Below are 19,330 nucleotides of genomic sequence, written 5' to 3'. Positions count from 1 at the left end.
ACCGGTATCAGATCGCGCAGCGAGTGTCTTCCGCAGGCACTGTCAGGCCGATCAGGTAGTCCGCCACCACCGCGTCGACGCACTCGCTTGTACCGGAGGAGGCGATGGTGTGCTGTTCGCCGTCCACGGTCAGCATGGCGCCGCCGAGGGTGTCGGCGAGGCTCACTCCTGCGTCGAAGGGGGTGGACGGGTCGCCGGTGACCGAGATCGTCAACGTCGTGGGCAATCCTTCGATGTTGTCGGCGTACGGGTAGCCGAGAGTCGGTTCGGCAGGCCAGAATTCGCAGGCGTCACGTGCACCGGCTGCACCGTTACCCGGGTCGCTGACCGGGGCGATTTGCTGGATCTGCTCTCTGAGATCCACCTGCTGCTCGGGTGTGCTTCGCTCCTCGTCCATGCAGTTGATGGCCAGGAGCGCGTCGTTGAAATTGGCGTAGTGGCCGTTCTCGTCTCGGCCTGCGACGGCGTCGATGAGCACGAAGAAGATGTCCGCCCTGCCGGTTTGGATCTCTTCGATGCCCTTGATGATCGCCGGCCATGCCGCCGCGTCGTAGAGTCCCGCGGAGACAGCCCCGAACGCGGTGTTGAAATCCATCGCTCGTCCGTCCGGGGCGATGATGGGCCGATCGATGAGGGGGCGGAGCGTGTCCTGGAAGGCGCGGGTGGCCTCGGCTGGGTCGTTGCCCAGGGGGCAATCGGGCGTGCCTGCGCAGAATGCGGCCATCTGATCGAACGACCGCTGGAAGCCTGCGTACTGCGTCAGACGTCGTTCCGCAGTGCCCAATTGGGGGTCGACTGCGCCGTCGAGGACGAGTGCCCGCACATTCTGCGGGAACATCTCGGCGTAGACGGCGCCGAGGCGTGTGCCGTAACTCTGGCCGAGGTAGGTCAGTTTCTCGTCGCCGAGGGCTGCACGGAGGATGTCCATGTCGCGGACGGCGTCGCGGGTGCCGACGTGGGCGAGCACGTCGGCACCGCCCGAGCCGTCGGCGCACTGGTCGGCGATGCGTCGCGTGTCGTCCTCGGTCCATTGGCCTTCACCGACGAGGAGGGTCGTATTGGCGTCGCCTGCATCTGTTTCCGCGTCGGTGAAGCAGTGAATGGTGGGCGTGGATGCACCGACGCCTCGTGGGTCGAAACCGACCAGATCGAACTTCTCGGAGACGGGGCTGCCGGCTAGGGTCGTCGAGGTCAGCGCCGCCATGCCCATGCCGGGCCCGCCCGGACCGCCGGGGTTCAGTACGAGTGATCCCGTCGATTCGCCTCGGGCTGGGGACTTCAGCACTGCGATCTGTGCGGTCCGACCTGCGGGTTCCTCGTAGTTCAGCGGCACCTCGAGGCGTGCGCATTGGAATGCGGGATCCGATGAGAACGAGGTCTCGTCCGTGGCCGTGGTGGCGTACCCGTCGCACGCGCCGAAGACGAGGTCCTGATCGTAGAAGCGTTGAACGTCCGCCGAGGGGTCGGCCTCCTGCTCGGAGTCCGAGGCGTCGGCGCACGCCCCGAGCGTCAGGAGCAGCGCGCCGGCGGCGGCGGCCCCTCGAAGTAACAAACGCGGGCGGCTGCGGTGATCACTGCTGGGGTCGCGCCAGGGGGCTGTGCTCATCGAGATCGGCTCCTGTCGTCGGCGTACGGGAGGGGATTGCTGATCGGCTCGGGTGTGGCGAGTCGGATCGCGCGCGCGAGAAGAGACGCGGCGTCGACATCTCGGCCGGGGATCTGTGTCGCAGTGTGACGTGTGCCGTCGGGTACCGCTGTGACCTGCGCGCTCACCGCTTCGCTGACGAGGCGAAACGCGGCGATGACGGCAGCGCTGTTGAGCCCGACGGTCAGTTCGTCGGCGCCGGGCCCGAGGCGCGAGGCCACCGTGGGAGCGATTTCACGTTCGAATTCGTCGCAGACGATCAACCACCCGGTCCGCAACTCCGGTGTCGTCCGAGCGAGCGTGATGACTTTCATCGCGGCCAGGTCGTCGTCGATCTGCTGATGCGACGGCGGATGCCGCTCCCAGTCGGCGGCGAGATGGTCCTCGATCGACTCGGTCTGCGGCCAGCGTTGTAGGCTGGCGGTGAACCACCGAACCGATTGCGCCAGAACAGGTTCTACCGATGCTTCCTTGCTGCGGAAGTACCGCCAGAGTGTGCGGACCGATATTCCTGCTGCCGCTGCGATGTCCTCGCCGCTCGTTCGGGCCAGACCCTTGTCCCAGATCAGCTCGACCGCTGTTCGTGACACGTCGAGCCGAGACTGCCGAAGCCGGCTGGCGTCCGGCGGCGATGGACTGTCCTTGGCGGCCTTCGTCATTCGCGCCCTCCCGTCGGGTGGGTTGCCTGATGGGTCGTTCGTCTTGCTCATGACGACCGTAGCAAACTGTCACTAAGTGACACAAGGGTGTCGACGCCGGCGACGACCTCTCGATCTCGGAGATCGCGTCGGCATCGAGTTCGTCGACAGGGCTGTGCACTACCGCTACGAGAGAACGGTTCTACTACTCGGGGATGTAGTTCGCGTACGCCTCGATGCGGGTGATCTTGTCGGTCTCGTCGAAACCGAAGTAGACCGCTGCGTGCACCCCGCCGCGTTCGCCGTTCTTCGCCACCACGCGCACGACGTGCTGTTGGAGAACACCTCCCGCCTGTGAGAGTTGGCGGATGATGTCGTACCGAATCGACTGGTACAGGCCGATCTGTACCTTCAACCCGTCGAAATATTCGTCGAGTGTCTCGTCACCTTTGCCGTCGTTGTGCCAGACGGTCGCGTCGGCGGCACAGAGGCTTCGCGCCGACTGCCAATCGGTTCTCTCCAATGCCTGGAGATAGTCGACGACCTTGTTCTCGAGTTCCTTGCTCATCGGTGATCCTTCGGATTGTCGCGAAAATCTATGCGCGAGGCGGGTTGTCGAGATTCACGACGCCGTACTGCGCGGCGAGGTCGGCGTGATCGGTGACCTGACGTCCGCCGCCAGGGCCGACCGAGTGGAAAAGCCCCTCGATGGCACCCGGGTTATTGATGACGAGCACCTCGGCGTTGGACGTGATCGTCTGAAAGGTGTGCGGCACGAGCCTGGAGACGTGGATGTACGCGCCTTCCTCGGCGTCGTGGACCTCGCAGTCGTCGAGCGTGTTCGACCCGACCCAGAAGCGGACACGGCCGGAGAGGACGACCCAGCTCTCGTCCTCCCGGCTGTGAGTGTGCAGGGGCGGGGCGTCCTCGCGGCCGACGGTGAGCCGCATGACGCTGACCGCGCCGTTGGTCTCCTCGTTGGTCGCCACCTGCTCGATCACGTTGTTGTGGTACTGAAAGTTAGTTCCGTCACCGGGATTTCGCACGAGTGCAATGCTCATGGTGAGGTTCCTCCTGAGTGCTGTGGTTGTTCAGAGTGTGATGCAGAAAGGGTGTCCGGCCGGATCGAACAGGATGCGACGTCGTTGGGGCAGTGGTTGGACGTCGGCTACCGCCGCGCCCAAGGCGACGAGGCGGGCTTGCCCCGCATCCAGGTCGTCCACCCCGAGATCGAGATGGGCTTGCTTCTGCACGGACGAGCTCGGCCAGGTGGGCGGTGTGTAGTCGTCCACCCGGTAGAAGCCGATTCCCGGCGCACCCTCACGTGCCAGCAGGACGAAGCCGTCGGTGGACACGGTGACGGGGATGTCGAGCGCCTCGCTGTAGAAGTGGGCCAGCGCGGCGGGGTCCGGGCAGTCGAAGGTGACTGCCAGATAACGGATTTCGGGAGTACGCGAGCTCATGCGAACACGCCGGGGTTGCCGGTAGTCCACGAGATTCGCAAGGTACGCCGCGAAATTCGCCAGCCATCGGAGGTCTGTACGAGCTCGTCCTCGTAGGTACCACCCGTGTGGTAGTAACCGTCGGCCTTGTGATGGTGGGCGACGATCTGGGTGGAAGCGCGTGCCGTCGTTCCCGTGATCTCGACGGTCTGAGCGCCCAGCAGGTGCTGCGTCGCGTCGATCCTGGTGAACAGGGCCCGAGCGCCTTCCGCGACTGCGCTGCCGCCGATTGTGGTGCTGGCGAACGTCGCGCCTTCCGGCAGATAGGTGTCGAAGACATTCTCCACCACGGCGTCTTCGGTGAAAACTCCTGCTACGGCGTCGAAATCGCGACGATCGAGGCCGAAGGCGTATGTGGTGAGCAGGTCGTATATTTCACTGCTGCCGGAAGGGACGCTCATGAGATTCCAATCTTGTCGAGGGAAGCGAATTTGTCAGATGCCGGCGAGGACGGTGGGGTCGCCTTCGGTCCATGCGTTGTCGACGGTGACGCGAGAGATGACCCACACGTCGCCGCTCCGGGCCAGGTCGACGTCGTAGCGGTTGGTCATGAGGACGTGGCGGGAATGGTCGCCCTTGGGCAGGTGCTGGCAGGCCACGATTCCTTCGAGGTGCGCGGTGTCACCGTCGATGCTCACGCGTGGGTTGCTCACCGAATGCGTGGTGTCGAGGTGATCGAGCGAGGCCAGCAGGGCGGTGGCGATGGTCTCGCGGCCTTCGATCGGCGGGTACTCGTGGCCGGCCTTCCTGGTGGCAGGTCCGAAGTCGGCGACTCCGCCTTCTGCGAACGCCGAGGACAGAAGGTCCTTGTCGCGCAGGTCGAGGCCTGCGGCGTAGCGGTAGAGCGTCTCGACGACGGCGAGCTTGTCCGTGAGCGTGGTGGTTGTGTCCGACATTGCGGTTCCTTACTTCGATGGGCGATGCATGGACCAACGTAGGACTCAATTCGACAGGTGTCAAATAGATAATCGACGAATGTCGAATAGTGGTAGGCTGCGAAGGCAGAATCATCGAAGGAGTTGGTCGTCAATGGTGAAAGCACAGTCCCCGCGGGTGGAGTCGGATCCACGCTTCACTCGCTCCCGGCGGGCCATCGCGGATGCGCTGGCCGAGTACATGCAGGAAACCGAGACGTGTCCCTCGGTCTCCGCGCTGTCGGAAGCGGCGGGTATCCACCGGGCCACCTTCTACAACCACTTCGACTCGGTCGAAGAGGCGGCGGTATTCGTGATCGCCGACGACTTCCGTGCGTTCCACGACGAGAACATCAACGAACGAAGGTTGGGAGCAGACCCGGCCACCGTGGCATTGGCGACACTCAACGCCATGCTCGCGTCCCTGCGTCAGCGCAAGGGTTTGTTCTTTCTTGCGTCGACCTGGAGGTCGTCGAGCGGGCTGATGGGGATCGGTGATCTCCTCCTGGATCGACTCCGCGCACTTCGGCGCGATCTCGGAGTCGACGACGAGGAGTCCGGTGTCAACAACGCGGTCGAGGACGTCTTTGCGGCGTCCGGGGTCCTCGGTGTGTTCTCGGCCGCGGTCGGCGGAAACACCGACTGCGATCCCGACGACATCGGTGTCCGTCTGCTGGCTCTCCTGCCCGAGTGGATGCGCCTGCCGGCCACCGAGACGACCGACTGAGCCGCCCTGCGCTCGGGATAGGCTGTACTACAGCGTGTTTCGAGCCTCGGCAAGGGCGGCTATGTCGTCCAACTGGGCTGCCTGTGACAGCGAGTTCTGGCTCTGAATCTGCAGGAACAGCGCCGAGCGTGCGTGCAGCTGCGCGGTGTCCGTTCCGAGAATTCCCGAGCCGGCACGCGAGATCACCAGCGCGCGAGCGATGTCGCTCAGTGAGCGAAGTGTCTCGATCTTGATCGCCAGCCGGTCCTCGAAGTGCTGTGGGCCTTCGGGATCGGCCTCGGCGCGATCGCTCAGCCCGTATGCGGACGCGCGCAGGTCCGCGAACCTGGGTTGCCATGCCTCCTGCACCGCGACGGCTTTCGGATTGTCCGACGCCTTAAGCTCGTCGAAGATGGCGCGAGCCACCCCGAAGGCGTGGGCACGGATATCACTGATGACGTTGCGGTCCTTGGTGTCCCAGTCCGAGATCGGCCCGCGTGCCACCACGTCGGACTCGGGGACGAACACCGCGTCGAAACTCACACGCCACGTCCGGCTTCCGGTCGCGACGACGAGCGGCAGCTTCTCGGACCTGACCTTCTCGTCTGCGACGTCGACCAGCACGAGCAGCCGAGTTTCGGTGGCAGGATCGATCGCCGCGACGCTCAGCAGCTCGTTGACGCCCCACCCGCTCACCCACGAGACGGTTCCGTCGATGAGCCATCCGCCCGGGGCGGGTGTGGCGCGGATGTACCGCCGCGGGTAGTGGCGGACGTCGCTGATGGCTGTGCCCGTGAGGATTTCACCGCGCAGTACCCGTTCGCCGGCATCGCCGAGCGGCCGACCGGACTTGGCACGTTCGGCGTACTGCGCCACCAACCCACTGTGCTGCGCCCATACGAGCCAGGTGTTGAAGTCGCCGTGTGCGATGTGTTCGTGGATCGCGCGCTCACCCGCCTTGTCCAGCTGGGCGCCGCCGAACTCCAGCGGCGCATGGGCATTGAGCAATCCCAACGTGCGGAGTCGATCGACGATGTCGCGGCTGACCCCGTCGACGTCGGTACGCAATGCGTGCGGCGCAAGTTCGTCGCGTGCGAAGTCGCGGGCGCGCGCGACGACGGGGATCTTCTCGGCCGCATCGACGGCGTCGGCGCTGGTGGTATCGATCGTCGAGATGCTGGTGGTCATGGTTGCTCTCCCCGGTACCGATGTGTTCAGGCGTCGAAATCGTGTGTCAGCAGGGCGATCTCGAACCCGCCGCTGGTGGTATCGATCGTCGAGATGGTGGTCATGGTCGCTCTCCCCGGTACCGGCGTGTTCAGGCGTCGAAATCGTGTGTCAGTAGGGCGATCTCGAACCCCCGCCGCTGCAACCAATGTGCGACGACGGCAGCACGTGCCCCGGTGGGATCGTCGATCAACACCACCCGTGCGCCGCGCACAGCGATGGTGCGGTGCGAGACACCGAGCAGCTGGCCGCCTTCGGCGTTGATGGACCCGTCGAGGTGGGAGCGTTCGAATTCCTCGGGCGTGCGCACGTCGAGGAGGTAGGTGGTGCGACCTGGATCCGCTGCCCACTGCTGGGCGGTGCCGAGGTCGACGGCGGGGAAGTCGTCGTTCGCTGCGATGGCGTCGACGCGTTCGGCGGCGCGCTTTCGACCCTCCTCGTCCACCGGCCCGTACACGGCGGTGGCGCCGGTCTCGAGGTCCAGATTCTCCTGGATCCAGGCCTTGGTGCCGTCGTACAGGTAGGAAACCTTGTTGGCCACACCGGAATCGATGAGTGTCTGCGCGCCGATGATCGCACGCGGCAGTCCCGCGCACGAGACGACGACGTGTGTGTCCGGCGAGGGGACGACGTCGGCGAACCGCAGGAGCAGCTCGGCGCCCGGCACGGCGACGGCGCCCGGGACGTGGCCTGCGGTGAACTCGGGCAACGTTCTTGTGTCGAGGACGACGACGTCGGCGCCTCGATCCTTGAGGGTCTTGAGTTCGGCGGCGGAAACCGACGGGGTGTCACGCTCGTCGCGGATCTTCAGCGAGAAATCGCGGCCGGGGATGTCGAAAGTCGGCTGCGCGTCGCTCTCGTTTTTCGTCCACTCTGCGATGCCGCCGGTCAGTGTGAACAGTGCGCTGCGCCCACTGGTTTCGAGTCGCGCGGCCAGTGCCTCCGCGGCGCCGTCGCCGCCGTCGACGAGCACGGTCCGCACGCTCGGCCGGGGGATGAATCTGCCGATCTCGGCGTCGGCGCGGTCCGCGGGCAGGTTCGTCGCGAACAGCGGTGAGGCGTAACCCACTTCCTCGGTCGGCCGAATGTCCAACACGGCCAGTTCGGCGTCGTCGGCGAGCCACGCTCGCAGGGTCGGGGCGTCGATCGCTGTGCTCATGGGTGCAGAGAGTAGCGCCGAACCCGCGAACTTCGGTGGCGTCGACGTGTGACCCGCACGTGGACGCAGCCGTCCTGACCTGGTCGAACGCTACGAATTCGGGGTATCGCTCACGCTGGTTCTAATTCCGTATCCCACCGGCCAGCCACTCGAGTTGGTCGATCCCCGCCGCGAAGTCCGGGGCCGCGACGCTGATGCGGACGTGGTCGGCCCCGGCCTCGAGGTGTGTGTCGATGGCCGCCGATATCTCGGCGGGGCCGCCGTAGGGGACGACCGCCTCGACCAACTCGTCGCCGGTGTATCCCAGGTCCGCGAGATTCTTGGCGTAGGGCGATCCCGGCCTGTTGATGGTCTGCGATGCGAACAGCCGCGCGGTGTCACGGGCGCGGCCCAGGTCGGCGTCGGCGACGACCGCGAGCCCCACGACGAGCAGCTTGTCCGGCCCGAGTATCGCTCTGGCGCGGCGGGTGTACTCGGCGGGGACGAGCGTGGGGATGGCGCCGTCGGTGAGTTTGCCTGCCAGGCCCAGCATTCGCGGCCCGTTGGCGCCGAGGATGCGAGGGTAGGTGACGTCGGGGGCAGGCGTCATGGCGTGCGGTTCGTCCATCTGCTCCAGGTAGCGGCGCATCGTGCTCAGCGGCCGGCCGAACTCGCTGCCCACCGCGGCAGCCTGTTCCGGATATCCGACGCCGAGGCCGAGCACGGTGCGGCCCGGGTAGGCGTCCTCGAGGAGTGCGGCGGCTCCGTGCGCCGTTGCGGGCGGGCGCGCCCAGATGCTGGCGACGGCGGAGCCGAAGGTGATCCGCTCGGATGCGGCGAGCAGTGTCGCCAGTTGGACGAACACGTCCTTGCCGCCGACGCCTTCGTTGACCCAGAGCGCCGTGTAACCGCCACGTTCGAGCCGGGTGACCGCATGTCGCTGGGCCGTGACCGGTGTTGCGGGCGCAAACGGAATGTTCGGCAGAAAGGCGCCGACGCGTCCCAACGCCTGTCGTGCTGCGCCGATGTCGGTGGGATTGCGCATGGTTCGACCTCTCGTCACAAATCGAAATTGAAGTGTTTCGAAATGCAGTCTTTTCGAAAAAGCGGGTAGTGTCAACTCCGTGACGATCGAAGCCGATGCCCCGAAACGTGGGCGACGCAGAAGCGGTGATGCCGACCGCTCGCTGCTCGACGCCGCATTGGACGTGCTCGCCGAGAAGGGGTACGGCGACTTCACCATGGGCGCGGTCATCGAACGCGCTGGTACGTCGTCGGCGACGCTGTATCGGCGCTGGCAGACCAAGGACGATCTGGTGGGTGCCGCGCTGGCGACGCTTGCCCCAGCATTACCCGAGCTGGACACCGGAAGTCTGCAGGGCGATCTGTCGGCGTTCGTTCGTTTTCTCGCCGATGCGCCGTGTGTCGACCCGAAGGGCCTCGACGACGGTGTCATCGCCGAGCTCGGGCGCAATCCTCAGTTCCACCGCGATGTCACGGAGAGGTTCATCGCACCCCGCAAGGCAGCGCTCGAGGCAGTGCTCGCGCGAGCACTCGTCCGGGGGGAGATCGAGAAGAGCATCGATTGCTCGACGGCGTACAGCATCGTGTGCGGCCCGATTCAGCACCGCGTCCAGAACGAGGGGAAATCGCTCGATCCGCAGTTCCTGGCGGACATCGCCCGTGCGGCTTACGGGGCGGTAGCCACACTCGGCGCAGCGGTGAAATAACGCACGGACTGTCGCGGGCGTACGAGACCGAAGACTGCGCAATCCGTCGCAAAACCAACGCGGAGAGAGAATTTCGCAGTAAACCGGGCGTCGCCCTTTGTTCTCGGTCGATCGAGTGTGAAGTAACTCATTGTTTGCTCGCAAGTTCGCTCGGCGTAGCGCTTTGCTTGCTTTACTTCGGAGTGAAGTAACTCTTTGTTATGCCGCCCTGGCTCCCGGTTGTCGATTCTGTGGGCTTTCGATGATCGGGAGAGGCAGGCGTCGCCGAGTGAAAGGCACGATGTCCGTCGTGGTCGAGTTTCGTTGGATTCTCCGATGATTCCGGAGCGCAGCGCCGGGCCTGCGCATCGCGCACAGACCTACAGCGAACGCACGGCAATCGCCGCGGAGTCGGCTCGTGATCTGCGCTACCGCGTGTCGCAGATAGCACTGGCACCCCGGAACTGGACTCTCACCGGCCGCGCTCTCCTCATTCTGGTGACGACGGCCGTCGCGTTCGCTCCAGCGTTGTCGGCCAACCTGTTCGCGGTCATCGACGGCTCGCCGACGCTCTATCTGGTTCTGCTTCCGACGTGGGCGATCAACATCGGGTACGGAATCGACCAGAACACCCGAGGCCGAGTCATCAACGACAAGGAGCTGGACTGGATCGCGGCGCTGACGATAGGCGTGGTCGTCACGGGATGCATCTATCTGGCGATGCCACGGCTGCTGGCGTCGGCGACGCTGTGGCACATCGAGTTGCTGCCGATTCTCGCGTGGGTCTTCTGCGGATGCATTCTGAACTTCGGCGTCAGACGGTCGTTTCGAGGTTGGCGCATCCTGGTGTTCACCGTGTTCTGCTTCCCGGGCACGGTGCTGATCATCGGTGCGAAGCTCGGCGGGACACCACTGGCGTTCAGCTTGGTCGTCGCTGTTCTGAACAGCGTCGCAGTGTGGTTGGCGCTGGCTCACCGATCAGGGCGTTGGTGGTTGACGCTCGCGACTGCGATGGTGACCGTTCTCGGCGCTCTGCTGTTGACGCCGCTGTCGAGCATCGCAGGGCTGTTGCTGCCCTCTGCTGCGACGTCGATCGGTGTTGCCGTGTACGAGTTCCGTCGCACCGGTGTGCGTAGATCGGCGTATCTGGCGATGCCGCAACGGTCGTTGATCTCGGTGCTGGTGCTCGGCGTCATCGCCGTCACGGTGCTGGCGCTGCTACCGGGGCCGGCCGCTCGCGTCCGCGCGGACAGTATGGTGACCGCCCCTGCCGATTGGCTCGACCGCCTCGCGGATTCGAACGGGATCAGCGTCGACGAGCACACCCGATTCGATTGGGGCCCGGCCTTCATGGGTCCGGGCGGCTCGGTGGTCCGATACGAGCTCGACGTCGCCCAGGCACCTGACGAGGTGCTGTTTCTCGACGTCTTCACCGCCGAATCGGCAGGCGTCCTCGCCAACTTCCGAGGCGCGATCTGGTACGCGACCAATCCGCCTGCGCGAGTATCGGACCAGTTCTTTCGGATCGGCGGCGTAGTGGCATCAGGCTCACAGAACGGCGCCGAGGACGTCCGGTCACCGGAGGAGCCGTTGTGGGCGGCGCTGGGGTGGACGTGGAAGACGCACTCGGACGAGGAGGGTACGCGGTATCAACGCATCTACCTCATGAAATCCAAGCGCGCGCAGCAGCCGTACAACGTGCCGCTGCCCCAGGAGCCCACGTTCGCGGGAACCATACTGGGTCCGATCAGCTGGTTGGCCCGCTCCCCGGACACCGGTGAGTCCGAGGACTCGAACGAGTACCTGGACGGGCTTGCGGTCACCGTCGAGACGATCCTGTCCGGCGGTGATATCGATGGCTGATTTCGTCCAGGAACTACCCGCGAAATGGTCGGCGGCCGTCACGTTTTCACGTGGTCAGGTGATCGGACTACTCGCCTTCGCGTTGCTGCTGGCGGCTGCGTTGGTGCTGGCGACCGATGTGACGCTCACCGCCGTCGTCGTGATCATCACGCTGTACTACCTCGTCTCGACGATCGACAAGACCTACCTGCTGTTCATCGGATTGCGCGGTGGTGTCGCCGTCCTGGTCACGGACGAGCGGGCATTGGCAGTTCCCGACGACGAACTGCCGCACTACACAGTGCTGCTTCCCGTGTTCGACGAACCCGAGATCGTGCGCACGCTGATGCACGGGGTCGGGCGGTTGGACTACCCGAAGGACAAGCTGGACATTCTGTTGTTGCTCGAAGCCGACGACACCGCGACCATCGAGGCGTTCGAGGAAGGGCGCGTGGAGGGTGTGACGCCGGTTCTGGTGCCGCCGAGCGATCCTCGCACCAAACCGAAGGCCTGCAACTACGGTATGTCGCTCGATCTCGAGCACAGTGAATACGCCACGATCTACGACGCCGAGGACATTCCGGATCCACTTCAACTGCGCAGGGCTGCAGTGATGTTCGCCGAGTCGCCGCCCGAGGTGGCGTGCATCCAGGCTCGTCTGGGCTACTTCAACGAAAAGCAGAACCTGCTGACGAAGTGGTTTTCGATGGAGTACGACCAGTGGTTCACCTACATGCTCCCGGCGCTCGCGCGCAGCAAATGCGTCATCCCGCTCGGTGGGACGTCGAATCATTTCCGGAGCAGTGTCTGGCGCGAGATGGGCGGATGGGACTCGTTCAATGTGACCGAGGACGCCGATCTCGGTGTTCGTCTGGCACGCAACGGGTACCGAACAGCGCTCATGGATTCGGTGACGTTGGAGGAAGCCAACAGTGACGCGGTCAACTGGGTTCGGCAGCGGTCCAGATGGTACAAGGGCTACCTGCAGACCTTCCTGGTGCACTTTCGCTCACCCAGGGATCTGATTCGGGAGATCGGGCCCGTGGCGACCCTGCGATTCGCGAACACGACGCTGGGGATGCCGCTGAGCAATGTCATCAACTTGCTCTTCTGGTGCAGCGTGCTGTTCTGGTACGCAGGCCAACCGGCCGTGATGGAGAAGCTCTTTCCCAGCGCGGTGTACTACGTCAGCCTGCTGCTGTTCACCGTCGGCAACGTCATGACGCTGCTGCTGGGGATGATCTCCACGCGCGCCACCGAGAAGCCGTATCTGCTCGTCGCCGCGCTGACGGTGCCCGCCTACTGGGTCCTGCAGGGGTTCGCGGCCGTCAAAGGATTGTTTCAGCTCTTTTTTCGAGCGTCGTATTGGGAGAAGACGGTCCACGGACTGTCGAACGAGGGTGAGGGCACGTGATGGTTGCTTTCGGTTGTCGTCGAATCATGACGGCGTTCTGTGCTGTGGGGCTGGCGGTGTCGATGGCGGCGGTGTGGTCACCGTCCACGGCGTCGGCCCAGCCGGAGGAGTCCGCCGAGCAGGACGCCGTTGTCGAGACCACTGTGATGAGCGGGCCCGCACTGGGTCTCGCGTCCGAGATCGTGTTCGATGCAGCGGACGTCGAGCAGACGGTGCGGATTCCCGTTCCGTCGGGCAGTTCGATCGTGGCCTTGACCGGTCAGTTGCGTGCGCCGATCGAACTCGGCCGCGGATATCTGGAGGTCACCTCCTCCGACGGCCGGTTCCTCGGTTCCGCGGACATCCCCGATGTCGAAGCGGGGCAGCGTGTCACACCGTTCTCGATCGACGTCACAGGTGCGAGAGTCGACGGCGGGGCGGCGACTCTGCGGATGAGCGTCCGGCCGTTCGACCGAGCACGCGCGGTGTGCAGTCCGGCGCAGCGCCTCGTGGCGGCAGATCTCGCCGCGTCCTTCACCGCTGCTTCCTCGACCACGGCGGATCAGGTGTTCCCCGCAACCGTCCAGCAGTTCTTTCCCTCACTGCTGACCGGGGTCGACGTCTTCGTCGACCCAGCGCCCACGAACGCCGAGAGGCAGGGTGTGCTGAATCTGGCTGCGGCCCTTGTGCGCCGCTACGATCCGATTCCGGTCCAGGTGTTCGTGCGGCCGCTCGACCGGTCGGCGCCGATTCCGCCCGCGGGCAGTGGATCGACTCGTTCGGTGGTGGTGCGTGACCGCGGCGAGCCAGGCGCAGGCGTCGTCGATTCCGGTGGTGGGTCGGTTCTGGTTCTGAGCGGCACCGACTCGTCGTTGGTGGACCAGGTCGGTCTGTTCTCGACCGGTCTCGATCAGCTGATCCAGACTTCGGCCGGCAGGGTGTCCGAGCTCGGATCGGACGTGGTGCTCGGTACGGACACACTGACGTTCGAGCAGCTGGGAGCTGCCGCATCCACATCGGTTCTCGGCTCGGATCAGCTGTTCTCGGGTTTCGACGCGAGCTCGTTCGGGTTGGCCCAGCCGGGAAGCGCCGAAATACACCTCATGGCCGATTACACCCCGGTCGCGGACGGTGACAATGCGACGGTGACGATCTCCGCAGGCGGATCGGTGGTGCATTCGCAGGAACTGGACTCGAGCGGGCGAGTGGACACGACGTTTCCGATCACAGGCGGAGCCATGGCCCGTACCGTCGGCCTGAACCTGGCGCTGACCTACAGCCCGCAGGCCGGGTGCACTCCTTTCACCGCTCCGATGCAGTTCGCGATCAGCCCGAATTCGACGGTCACCGTCTCGGGGCGTAGCGGCGGAGTCGGTGGGTTCAGATCGCTGCCGACCAGCATGATGCCGACCTTCCAGGTCGCGTTCGACGAGCAGGACCCCGAGGCGGGCGGCTTGCTCGGATTGGCATACGCGACGCGTGCTGTGGCGTCGATGCAGGCCATGGCGTCGGCGCCGCTGAGGCCGATGCTCGCACCGATGGATCAGGTCGCGGGCGCGGGCATGGGGGCACTGCTGGTCGCCGACGCGGAATCACTGGCCGCGGCAGGTATATCGGCGCCTCTCTCGGACGACGACGGGGCGGTGAACGTCGCGGAGAGCCGAGAGGTGACGCTGAACGTAGACGGTGGAATCGGGTCGTTGCAGGTGTTCGCGGACGGCGACCGAACTCTCGTGGCGGTCACGACGACGGGAGCGTGGTCGCTGGTCGGTCCTGTTCTCGATCGAGCGGACGGAGGCGGGCTCGGTTGGTCGGAGCTGTCCGGCGATGTGATCGCGGCCGGAGTCGGCGGTGTTGCCGTGCCACTGACGGTGCTGTCGAACGGCCCGGCAGGGTCGATCTCGTCCCCTGACCGAGGCTGGTCGGGATGGATCTGGATCGGTGCGGCGTCGGTGCTCGTCGCGGCTGCGGTGGTCGCGGTGGGATTCTGGTCGAACCGACGGCGCACCCGAGGGGCATCACGGTAGTGACGTCGATCGGTCTGCGCGACCCCGGCAGCAGGGTCGGCCGCGCGGGTGCGAAAGCAGTTCGGCGCCTGCGAGTATGGGCAGCCGTGCTGTATGTGTGCTGTGCGGTGCTCTACGGGATCGTCGGGTACGTGCTTGCGTCGACCTACAACCTGATCGACGGTGACGGGCCGTCGCGAGTGGCCAACGCCGGGTACACGATTCTGAGCCGAGACCCGCATCTCGGTGCCATCGGGTTCGTGTGGAATCCGTTGCCGAGCCTGACCGAGATCCCGTTGCTGTTGTTCACCCCACTGTGGCCGGAACTGAAGACCCTCGGCCTGGCGGGTGTGGTACAGAGTGCGCTGTTCATGGCCGCCGCGGTGGTGGTGATCAGGCGAATCGCGCTGGACCGCGGTGTACCCACCGGATGGCGATGGCTCGCGGTGGCGACGTTCGCGCTCAATCCGATGATCATCGAGTACGGCGCCACCGGATTGAGCGAGGCTGCGTTCATCTTCTTCGTCGCCATCGCCGTGCGGCGATTGTTGTTGTGGACGAGCAGAAGTGGGCCCGCGACCGGTTCCACTGCACGTGACGTCGTCGATCTCGCGTTGGCAGGTTTCGCGCTCGGCGCGAGCTATCTGGTGCGCTACGAGGCGGTTGCGGTAGTGGCAGCGGCGGTCGGGACGGTGTTCCTGGTGACGTGGCTACGCTATCGTCGCCACGTCGATCGGCGGCAGGCGCTGGGGACGGCGTTCCACGACGGTTTCATCGTCGGGTTCCCCGGTGCGGCGGCGTTCGTGTTCTGGGCGATCGCGGGGTGGGTTCTCACCGGGGAAGCGTTGTCGCAGATAACGTCTCAGTACGGAAATGGATCGCAGGTGTCGGTGGCTGCGGACTTACAGGGCGGTAGCGTCGTGGATCCGGACGTGGCGGGCGAGGTGGTGGTGTCCCGAATCCTCGGTATGCAACCGTTGCTCATCGTGGTACTGGCCGCGGCATTGGTTGTGGCGCACCGGCAACGGCGTCTCGACGCGTTGGTTCCGATCGCACTGTTCGGAATCGCCGTGGTGTTCCAGGCTGCGGCTCAGGTCACCGGTGCCACGTTCGGGTGGTTTCGGTTCTACATTTTCGTCGTTCCACTGGTGGTGATCACGGTGCTCACGTGGTGGCTGCCGGGCGCGGAGCGGCGAGGGTCCGGATCGGCGATGTCTCGGCATCTGCCCGGGCTCGCCATGTTCGCTGTTGCGGTGACGTCCATCCCGGTGACCTGGATGTCGATGCTGAACCCTGCGGTGGGAAATCAGAGCGTGCAGTACGGGTTGCAGTCGATCGTGTCGCCGTCGACCCACCCACCGGACCAGCAGTACTACTTCCAGCTGTTCCAGGACGACAGGGCGATAGCCGAGTGGCTCGATCGGCAGAATCTGCCCGAGGGATCGGTTCTGTCGGATACTTTCCAGAGCTGGGGGATCTGGTTGGCGTCGGAGCGCCCGGATCAGTTCGTCATCACCAGTGACCTCGACTTCTTCACTGTCCTCAACGATCCGGGAGACAACGGTATTCGCTACATCCTGGTATCCGACCCGGGGGCGAACGGCGCCATCGACGCCATCAACACGCGGTATCCGAGTATCTGGGAAGACGGAGCGGGGCTCGGTTCGAGAGTGATCAGCGTGGTGGGCCCGGAGGCGTCCGCCCGCTGGAGAGTCTTCTCGGTCTATTCGGCGGAGTGACTCGCGGCAGATCGGTCGGAGCAGGCGGCTTGAATCTGCCGGACCAGCGCGACGGTCAACGGCGCCACTGCGATCAGCGCGACCCAAGCGACCGGCGACAGCGCGAACAACGAGCCCGCCGCCAGGATCAGCGCTGCCATGAGAACCAGAGCGGCGGTCCACGGCACGGCAGTGCGGGAGTGGGTCAGGACGGCCACAACTGTGCCGCCAACATGAGAAGTGCGGTCACCGACTACCAACCCGCTGTTCAGGACCGCCATAACATTCTCCTTGTGTGTGAACTTATTGCAAATCATACCTCAGGTCTGTTTAAGTTTCAAGGAAATGGGGATGGCCGGTTTGTCGGGGTCCGTGAGCGTTACGGAATCGCGTGTCAGTCCTCGAGCGTCGCGGCGAAGCGCTCGACTTCGCGGGTCAGTTGTTCGACGGCGTCGAGCTCGGTCCGCCAATCACCGGTCTGCCAGCCGTGGTCGGCGCCGCGGATCCGGTGGATCGTCGTGGCCGCGCGGCGGGCTCCGTCGTCATCCCAAGTGTGATCTCGTGATCCTGCGATGAGCAGGGCAGGCGACGATGCTCGGGCGATGTTCGACACGCATTCGTCGTCGATGAGCAGGGGCGTCGTCCACAGCGCCGGGATGCTGTGGTCGGCCACCCATCCGGCGGCCAGAGTGCCGACCGACTTGGCCAGCACGAGCTGCGGTAACGCGTCGTTCTGCTGCACGAAGTCGGCGACGGCGGCGTCCACCAGCGGTTGGCGCTCGGCCGACGGCTGATCCATCGGCATGCTCCACTCGGCGGTCCAGACCTGCCACCCGCGCAGTGTCAGCGCCCGAGCGGGCCACGCCAGCCCCGGACGCTCGATGCCGTACCTTGCCCCCGGTAGGACGAGAACCCGTCGGGCAGGATCGTTGCCGGGCTCACTGTCCACCCAGAGCCGCACCTCTACTCCCATGTGCGCATGCTAGCGGGAGCATCGGACTGTTCTACTCGAGCTTGACCACGTCGTAGGCCACCTGCCCGGCAACCTGGCAGAACGCGCGCCGGAGATCGATGTTGATCAGGTGACTGACCTGCTCACGCATCATGCCGATCGTCGCCTGATCGGGACCGGGTGCGTGTGCCAGCAGTGTCCAGCGAAGATGGGTGTCGGGGCGGAGATCGAACTGCAGGAGAACATCGGGGACCGTGCGCCACGGCGAACTCCATACGACACGGTCGAATTCAGTGCTCTCGACTATCCGCGGTAGCGTGCCACCTTCGAGCAGTACTGGCCACGGGAACCCTCGGTTGTGCGGATGCAGGTCAGGATGCATCAATGCCTTCCACACGAAGGGCATGGGCGGAGACAACACCGCCGTTCTGCTTCCGATCACCAACATCGCTCAACCCTACTTGCCGGCCGCAAGCGCAAGCGCAAGCCGTAAGTGTCAGCCGAGAGGGCGCAGTCGCCAGGCCCCGAATGCTGCAGCGCAGGAGGCGAACACCAGCATCGATCAAGCCTGCTGGCCGTAAGCCGTCAGCCGAGTCGGCGCAGTCGCCAGGCCCCGAATGCTGCAACGCAGGAGGTGAACACCAGTATCGCTCAACCCTAGTGGCCGGTAAGTGTCAGCCGAGTCGGCGCAGTCGCCAGGCCCCGAATGCTGCAGCGCAGGAGGCGAACACCAGCATCGATCCGGTCTCGATGGCCTGGAAGCGCCAGAAGCGGTCCTCGGTGTAGTACCGCACATCGAAGCGGTCGACGCCCTGGCCCTGCAGGCACGTGTCGTACTCGTCAGCCCTGGCCGCGTCGTCGAGTCGCATTCGAGCCGAGCGCTGTTCGGTCGACTCACCTGGGATCGGCGCCCAGTAGTTCTCCGGATACTCCTGCCGGCAACGGCGGGTGTCGGGGTCGACGAATTCGCCTTCCTTGTCGGCGTATCCGGCGCCGACCACCCAGGTTCCGTCGGTGGTGAAGTACGGATTCGGTGGGTACTCGGATTCGCGGCTCATGGCGTCGATCGCTTCGATTCGTAGCGCAGGCGTGCCGTAATTTTCGCGGGCGATCCAGGTGAACGCCACGGGTACGAGGAGGAACACGAACAGCGTCCCCAGCATGGCGAGGCCCCCGCTGCGGAACCCGATCGCCAGCGCGCTACCCACGAGCAGCGCGAGCAGTGTGTATGCGCCGAGGGTGATGCCCGCTGTCTCGAAGTGCGGAAAATCGAAGCGCGAGAACGACACCGCTGGATCGCCGTTCAAGTCGGTGGAATGCCTGGACCGCCCCGACGCCCAGAACAATGCGAGTCCGAGGCACGTCATGACCGCCGAAATCGGCAGAAACACAACAGCAATGCGCGCGAGATACCACCGGAAGGTACCGGTGTCCAGTTCTCGTGAGACGACGCGGACGCCGACGAACATCCCGAACAGCAACGGCAACAGCAGCGCGAACAACGTCGACAACGTCAGCGCTGTCTCCGGTCTGCACGGCCCGACGTCGTTCCATCGCGAGCAGCTTCGCCAGAACGAGAACTGCAACTGCGGATAGCGCGGAACGTACACACCCGCGATCAGTGTGGCTGCGATCAGGATCGCAACGAGTGTCAGCGACACGAGTAGAACCGTCCGGTTCTGCCGCCACGCAGACCAGATCATGCGCGACTGGTCCTGCCGCAACAGGTCTTCCGGGGGCGGGTCTTGCGTCGACGGGTTCTGCGCCGACCGGTCCTGCAGGGGCGGCTCTTGCGCCAACCGGATCACGCGCGACTGGTCCTGCCGCGACGGGTCTTGCGGGGGCGGGCTCTGCCGCGGGGGGTCCTGCGGCTGCGGCTCTTGCGTCGCCGGGTCTTGCGGGGACGGGCTCTGCCGCGGCGGGTCCTGCGGCAGCGGCTT

Annotated in this window: 20 protein-coding genes; 6 read left to right on the top strand and 14 right to left on the bottom strand. The window is 65.2% G+C overall.

The annotated features are described in order from the left end of the window. Positions 1–7 precede the first annotated feature (7 nt). The 7 genes from RY1_RS21940 to RY1_RS21910 all read right to left on the bottom strand — a co-directional run bounded on the left by RY1_RS21940 (position 8) and on the right by RY1_RS21910 (position 4,681). The gene (locus tag RY1_RS21940) at positions 8–1,606 is read right to left on the bottom strand and encodes an alpha/beta fold hydrolase (protein ID WP_072806174.1); all 1,599 of its coding nucleotides are present in this window, start codon (positions 1,604–1,606) and stop codon (positions 8–10) included. Then, a complete protein-coding gene (locus RY1_RS21935) occupies positions 1,603–2,304 on the bottom strand; it encodes a TetR/AcrR family transcriptional regulator (RefSeq protein WP_084727713.1) in 702 nt (233 codons plus the stop codon). The genes RY1_RS21940 and RY1_RS21935 overlap by 4 nt, the downstream gene beginning before the upstream one ends. Positions 2,305–2,488: 184 nt before the next feature. Then, positions 2,489–2,851 carry a nuclear transport factor 2 family protein gene (locus RY1_RS21930; RefSeq protein ID WP_072806173.1) on the bottom strand — a complete coding sequence of 121 codons (363 nt, stop codon included), beginning with the start codon at positions 2,849–2,851 and terminating at the stop codon, positions 2,489–2,491. Positions 2,852–2,879: 28 nt separating this feature from the next. Next, complete coding sequence (locus RY1_RS21925; protein ID WP_072806172.1) at positions 2,880–3,344, bottom strand: cupin domain-containing protein; 465 nt, start codon at positions 3,342–3,344, stop codon at positions 2,880–2,882. Positions 3,345–3,374: 30 nt separating this feature from the next. Next, the gene (locus RY1_RS21920; RefSeq protein WP_072806171.1) at positions 3,375–3,746 is read right to left on the bottom strand and encodes a VOC family protein; all 372 of its coding nucleotides are present in this window, start codon (positions 3,744–3,746) and stop codon (positions 3,375–3,377) included. Continuing rightward, entirely contained in the window at positions 3,743–4,186 is a 444-nt protein-coding gene (locus RY1_RS21915; RefSeq protein ID WP_072806170.1) for a nuclear transport factor 2 family protein, read from the bottom strand. The genes RY1_RS21920 and RY1_RS21915 overlap by 4 nt, the downstream gene beginning before the upstream one ends. Before the next feature lie 33 nt (positions 4,187–4,219). Continuing rightward, entirely contained in the window at positions 4,220–4,681 is a 462-nt protein-coding gene (locus RY1_RS21910) for a nuclear transport factor 2 family protein (RefSeq protein WP_072806169.1), read from the bottom strand. A gap of 133 nt (positions 4,682–4,814) precedes the next feature. Here RY1_RS21910 and RY1_RS21905 point away from each other — a divergent pair, with 133 nt between their 5' ends. Continuing rightward, a complete protein-coding gene (locus RY1_RS21905) occupies positions 4,815–5,426 on the top strand; it encodes a TetR/AcrR family transcriptional regulator (protein WP_072806168.1) in 612 nt (203 codons plus the stop codon). A 27-nt stretch (positions 5,427–5,453) separates the two neighbouring features. Here the strand turns inward: RY1_RS21905 and RY1_RS21900 are convergent, their stop codons facing one another. From RY1_RS21900 to RY1_RS21890, 3 genes are all read right to left on the bottom strand, one after another. Continuing rightward, entirely contained in the window at positions 5,454–6,593 is a 1,140-nt protein-coding gene (locus RY1_RS21900; protein WP_072806167.1) for an acyl-CoA dehydrogenase family protein, read from the bottom strand. A 130-nt stretch (positions 6,594–6,723) separates the two neighbouring features. Next, positions 6,724–7,791 (bottom strand): rhodanese-like domain-containing protein, encoded by a 1,068-nt coding sequence (locus tag RY1_RS21895; RefSeq protein ID WP_072806166.1) that lies wholly within the window; start codon positions 7,789–7,791, stop codon positions 6,724–6,726. 121 nt (positions 7,792–7,912) lie between these two features. Beyond that, entirely contained in the window at positions 7,913–8,815 is a 903-nt protein-coding gene (locus RY1_RS21890; protein WP_072806165.1) for an LLM class flavin-dependent oxidoreductase, read from the bottom strand. A 79-nt stretch (positions 8,816–8,894) separates the two neighbouring features. Here RY1_RS21890 and RY1_RS21885 point away from each other — a divergent pair, with 79 nt between their 5' ends. The 5 genes from RY1_RS21885 to RY1_RS21865 all read left to right on the top strand — a co-directional run bounded on the left by RY1_RS21885 (position 8,895) and on the right by RY1_RS21865 (position 16,459). Beyond that, positions 8,895–9,500: a TetR/AcrR family transcriptional regulator gene (locus RY1_RS21885; RefSeq protein WP_072806164.1), complete on the top strand. Its 606-nt coding sequence runs from the start codon at positions 8,895–8,897 to the stop codon at positions 9,498–9,500. Between the two features lie 315 nt (positions 9,501–9,815). After that, positions 9,816–11,342: a hypothetical protein gene (locus RY1_RS21880; protein WP_072806163.1), complete on the top strand. Its 1,527-nt coding sequence runs from the start codon at positions 9,816–9,818 to the stop codon at positions 11,340–11,342. After that, a complete protein-coding gene (locus tag RY1_RS21875) occupies positions 11,335–12,735 on the top strand; it encodes a glycosyltransferase family 2 protein (RefSeq protein ID WP_072806162.1) in 1,401 nt (466 codons plus the stop codon). Before RY1_RS21880 ends, RY1_RS21875 begins: the two co-directional genes overlap by 8 nt. A gap of 26 nt (positions 12,736–12,761) precedes the next feature. Beyond that, positions 12,762–14,741, top strand: coding sequence for a hypothetical protein (locus RY1_RS21870; RefSeq protein ID WP_072806161.1), 1,980 nt, complete (start codon positions 12,762–12,764; stop codon positions 14,739–14,741). After that, positions 14,741–16,459, top strand: a complete 1,719-nt coding sequence (locus RY1_RS21865) for a hypothetical protein (protein ID WP_245819859.1) — start codon at positions 14,741–14,743, stop codon at positions 16,457–16,459. Before RY1_RS21870 ends, RY1_RS21865 begins: the two co-directional genes overlap by 1 nt. Here the strand turns inward: RY1_RS21865 and RY1_RS21860 are convergent. The 4 genes from RY1_RS21860 to RY1_RS21845 form a co-directional block, all read right to left on the bottom strand. Beyond that, complete coding sequence (locus tag RY1_RS21860; protein ID WP_139279947.1) at positions 16,444–16,719, bottom strand: hypothetical protein; 276 nt, start codon at positions 16,717–16,719, stop codon at positions 16,444–16,446. The genes RY1_RS21865 and RY1_RS21860 overlap by 16 nt on opposite strands. 113 nt (positions 16,720–16,832) lie before the next feature. Further along, positions 16,833–17,411 (bottom strand): alpha/beta fold hydrolase, encoded by a 579-nt coding sequence (locus RY1_RS21855; RefSeq protein ID WP_072806159.1) that lies wholly within the window; start codon positions 17,409–17,411, stop codon positions 16,833–16,835. A gap of 31 nt (positions 17,412–17,442) precedes the next feature. Further along, positions 17,443–17,838, bottom strand: coding sequence for a hypothetical protein (locus RY1_RS21850; protein ID WP_139279946.1), 396 nt, complete (start codon positions 17,836–17,838; stop codon positions 17,443–17,445). 226 nt (positions 17,839–18,064) lie between these two features. Further along, on the bottom strand, positions 18,065–19,330 hold a 1,266-nt coding region (locus RY1_RS21845), incomplete at its 5' end, for an ABC transporter permease (RefSeq protein WP_218019846.1).

The organism is Rhodococcus yunnanensis NBRC 103083 (assembly GCF_001895005.1).
GTDB classification, from domain to species: domain Bacteria; phylum Actinomycetota; class Actinomycetes; order Mycobacteriales; family Mycobacteriaceae; genus Rhodococcoides; species Rhodococcoides yunnanense.
This window is presented reverse-complemented; position numbering and strand designations above follow the sequence as displayed.

Coding starts and splice junctions, on each gene's coding strand:
- RY1_RS21940 (WP_072806174.1), bottom strand. CDS start 1,606: ATGAGCACAGCCCCCTGGCGCGACCCCAGCAGTGATCACCGCAGCCGC.
- RY1_RS21935 (WP_084727713.1), bottom strand. CDS start 2,304: ATGACGAAGGCCGCCAAGGACAGTCCATCGCCGCCGGACGCCAGCCGG.
- RY1_RS21930 (WP_072806173.1), bottom strand. CDS start 2,851: ATGAGCAAGGAACTCGAGAACAAGGTCGTCGACTATCTCCAGGCATTG.
- RY1_RS21925 (WP_072806172.1), bottom strand. CDS start 3,344: ATGAGCATTGCACTCGTGCGAAATCCCGGTGACGGAACTAACTTTCAG.
- RY1_RS21920 (WP_072806171.1), bottom strand. CDS start 3,746: ATGAGCTCGCGTACTCCCGAAATCCGTTATCTGGCAGTCACCTTCGAC.
- RY1_RS21915 (WP_072806170.1), bottom strand. CDS start 4,186: ATGAGCGTCCCTTCCGGCAGCAGTGAAATATACGACCTGCTCACCACA.
- RY1_RS21910 (WP_072806169.1), bottom strand. CDS start 4,681: ATGTCGGACACAACCACCACGCTCACGGACAAGCTCGCCGTCGTCGAG.
- RY1_RS21905 (WP_072806168.1), top strand. CDS start 4,815: ATGGTGAAAGCACAGTCCCCGCGGGTGGAGTCGGATCCACGCTTCACT.
- RY1_RS21900 (WP_072806167.1), bottom strand. CDS start 6,593: ATGACCACCAGCATCTCGACGATCGATACCACCAGCGCCGACGCCGTC.
- RY1_RS21895 (WP_072806166.1), bottom strand. CDS start 7,791: ATGAGCACAGCGATCGACGCCCCGACCCTGCGAGCGTGGCTCGCCGAC.
- RY1_RS21890 (WP_072806165.1), bottom strand. CDS start 8,815: ATGCGCAATCCCACCGACATCGGCGCAGCACGACAGGCGTTGGGACGC.
- RY1_RS21880 (WP_072806163.1), top strand. CDS start 9,816: ATGATTCCGGAGCGCAGCGCCGGGCCTGCGCATCGCGCACAGACCTAC.
- RY1_RS21875 (WP_072806162.1), top strand. CDS start 11,335: ATGGCTGATTTCGTCCAGGAACTACCCGCGAAATGGTCGGCGGCCGTC.
- RY1_RS21870 (WP_072806161.1), top strand. CDS start 12,762: ATGACGGCGTTCTGTGCTGTGGGGCTGGCGGTGTCGATGGCGGCGGTG.
- RY1_RS21860 (WP_139279947.1), bottom strand. CDS start 16,719: ATGGCGGTCCTGAACAGCGGGTTGGTAGTCGGTGACCGCACTTCTCAT.
- RY1_RS21855 (WP_072806159.1), bottom strand. CDS start 17,411: ATGGGAGTAGAGGTGCGGCTCTGGGTGGACAGTGAGCCCGGCAACGAT.
- RY1_RS21850 (WP_139279946.1), bottom strand. CDS start 17,838: ATGTTGGTGATCGGAAGCAGAACGGCGGTGTTGTCTCCGCCCATGCCC.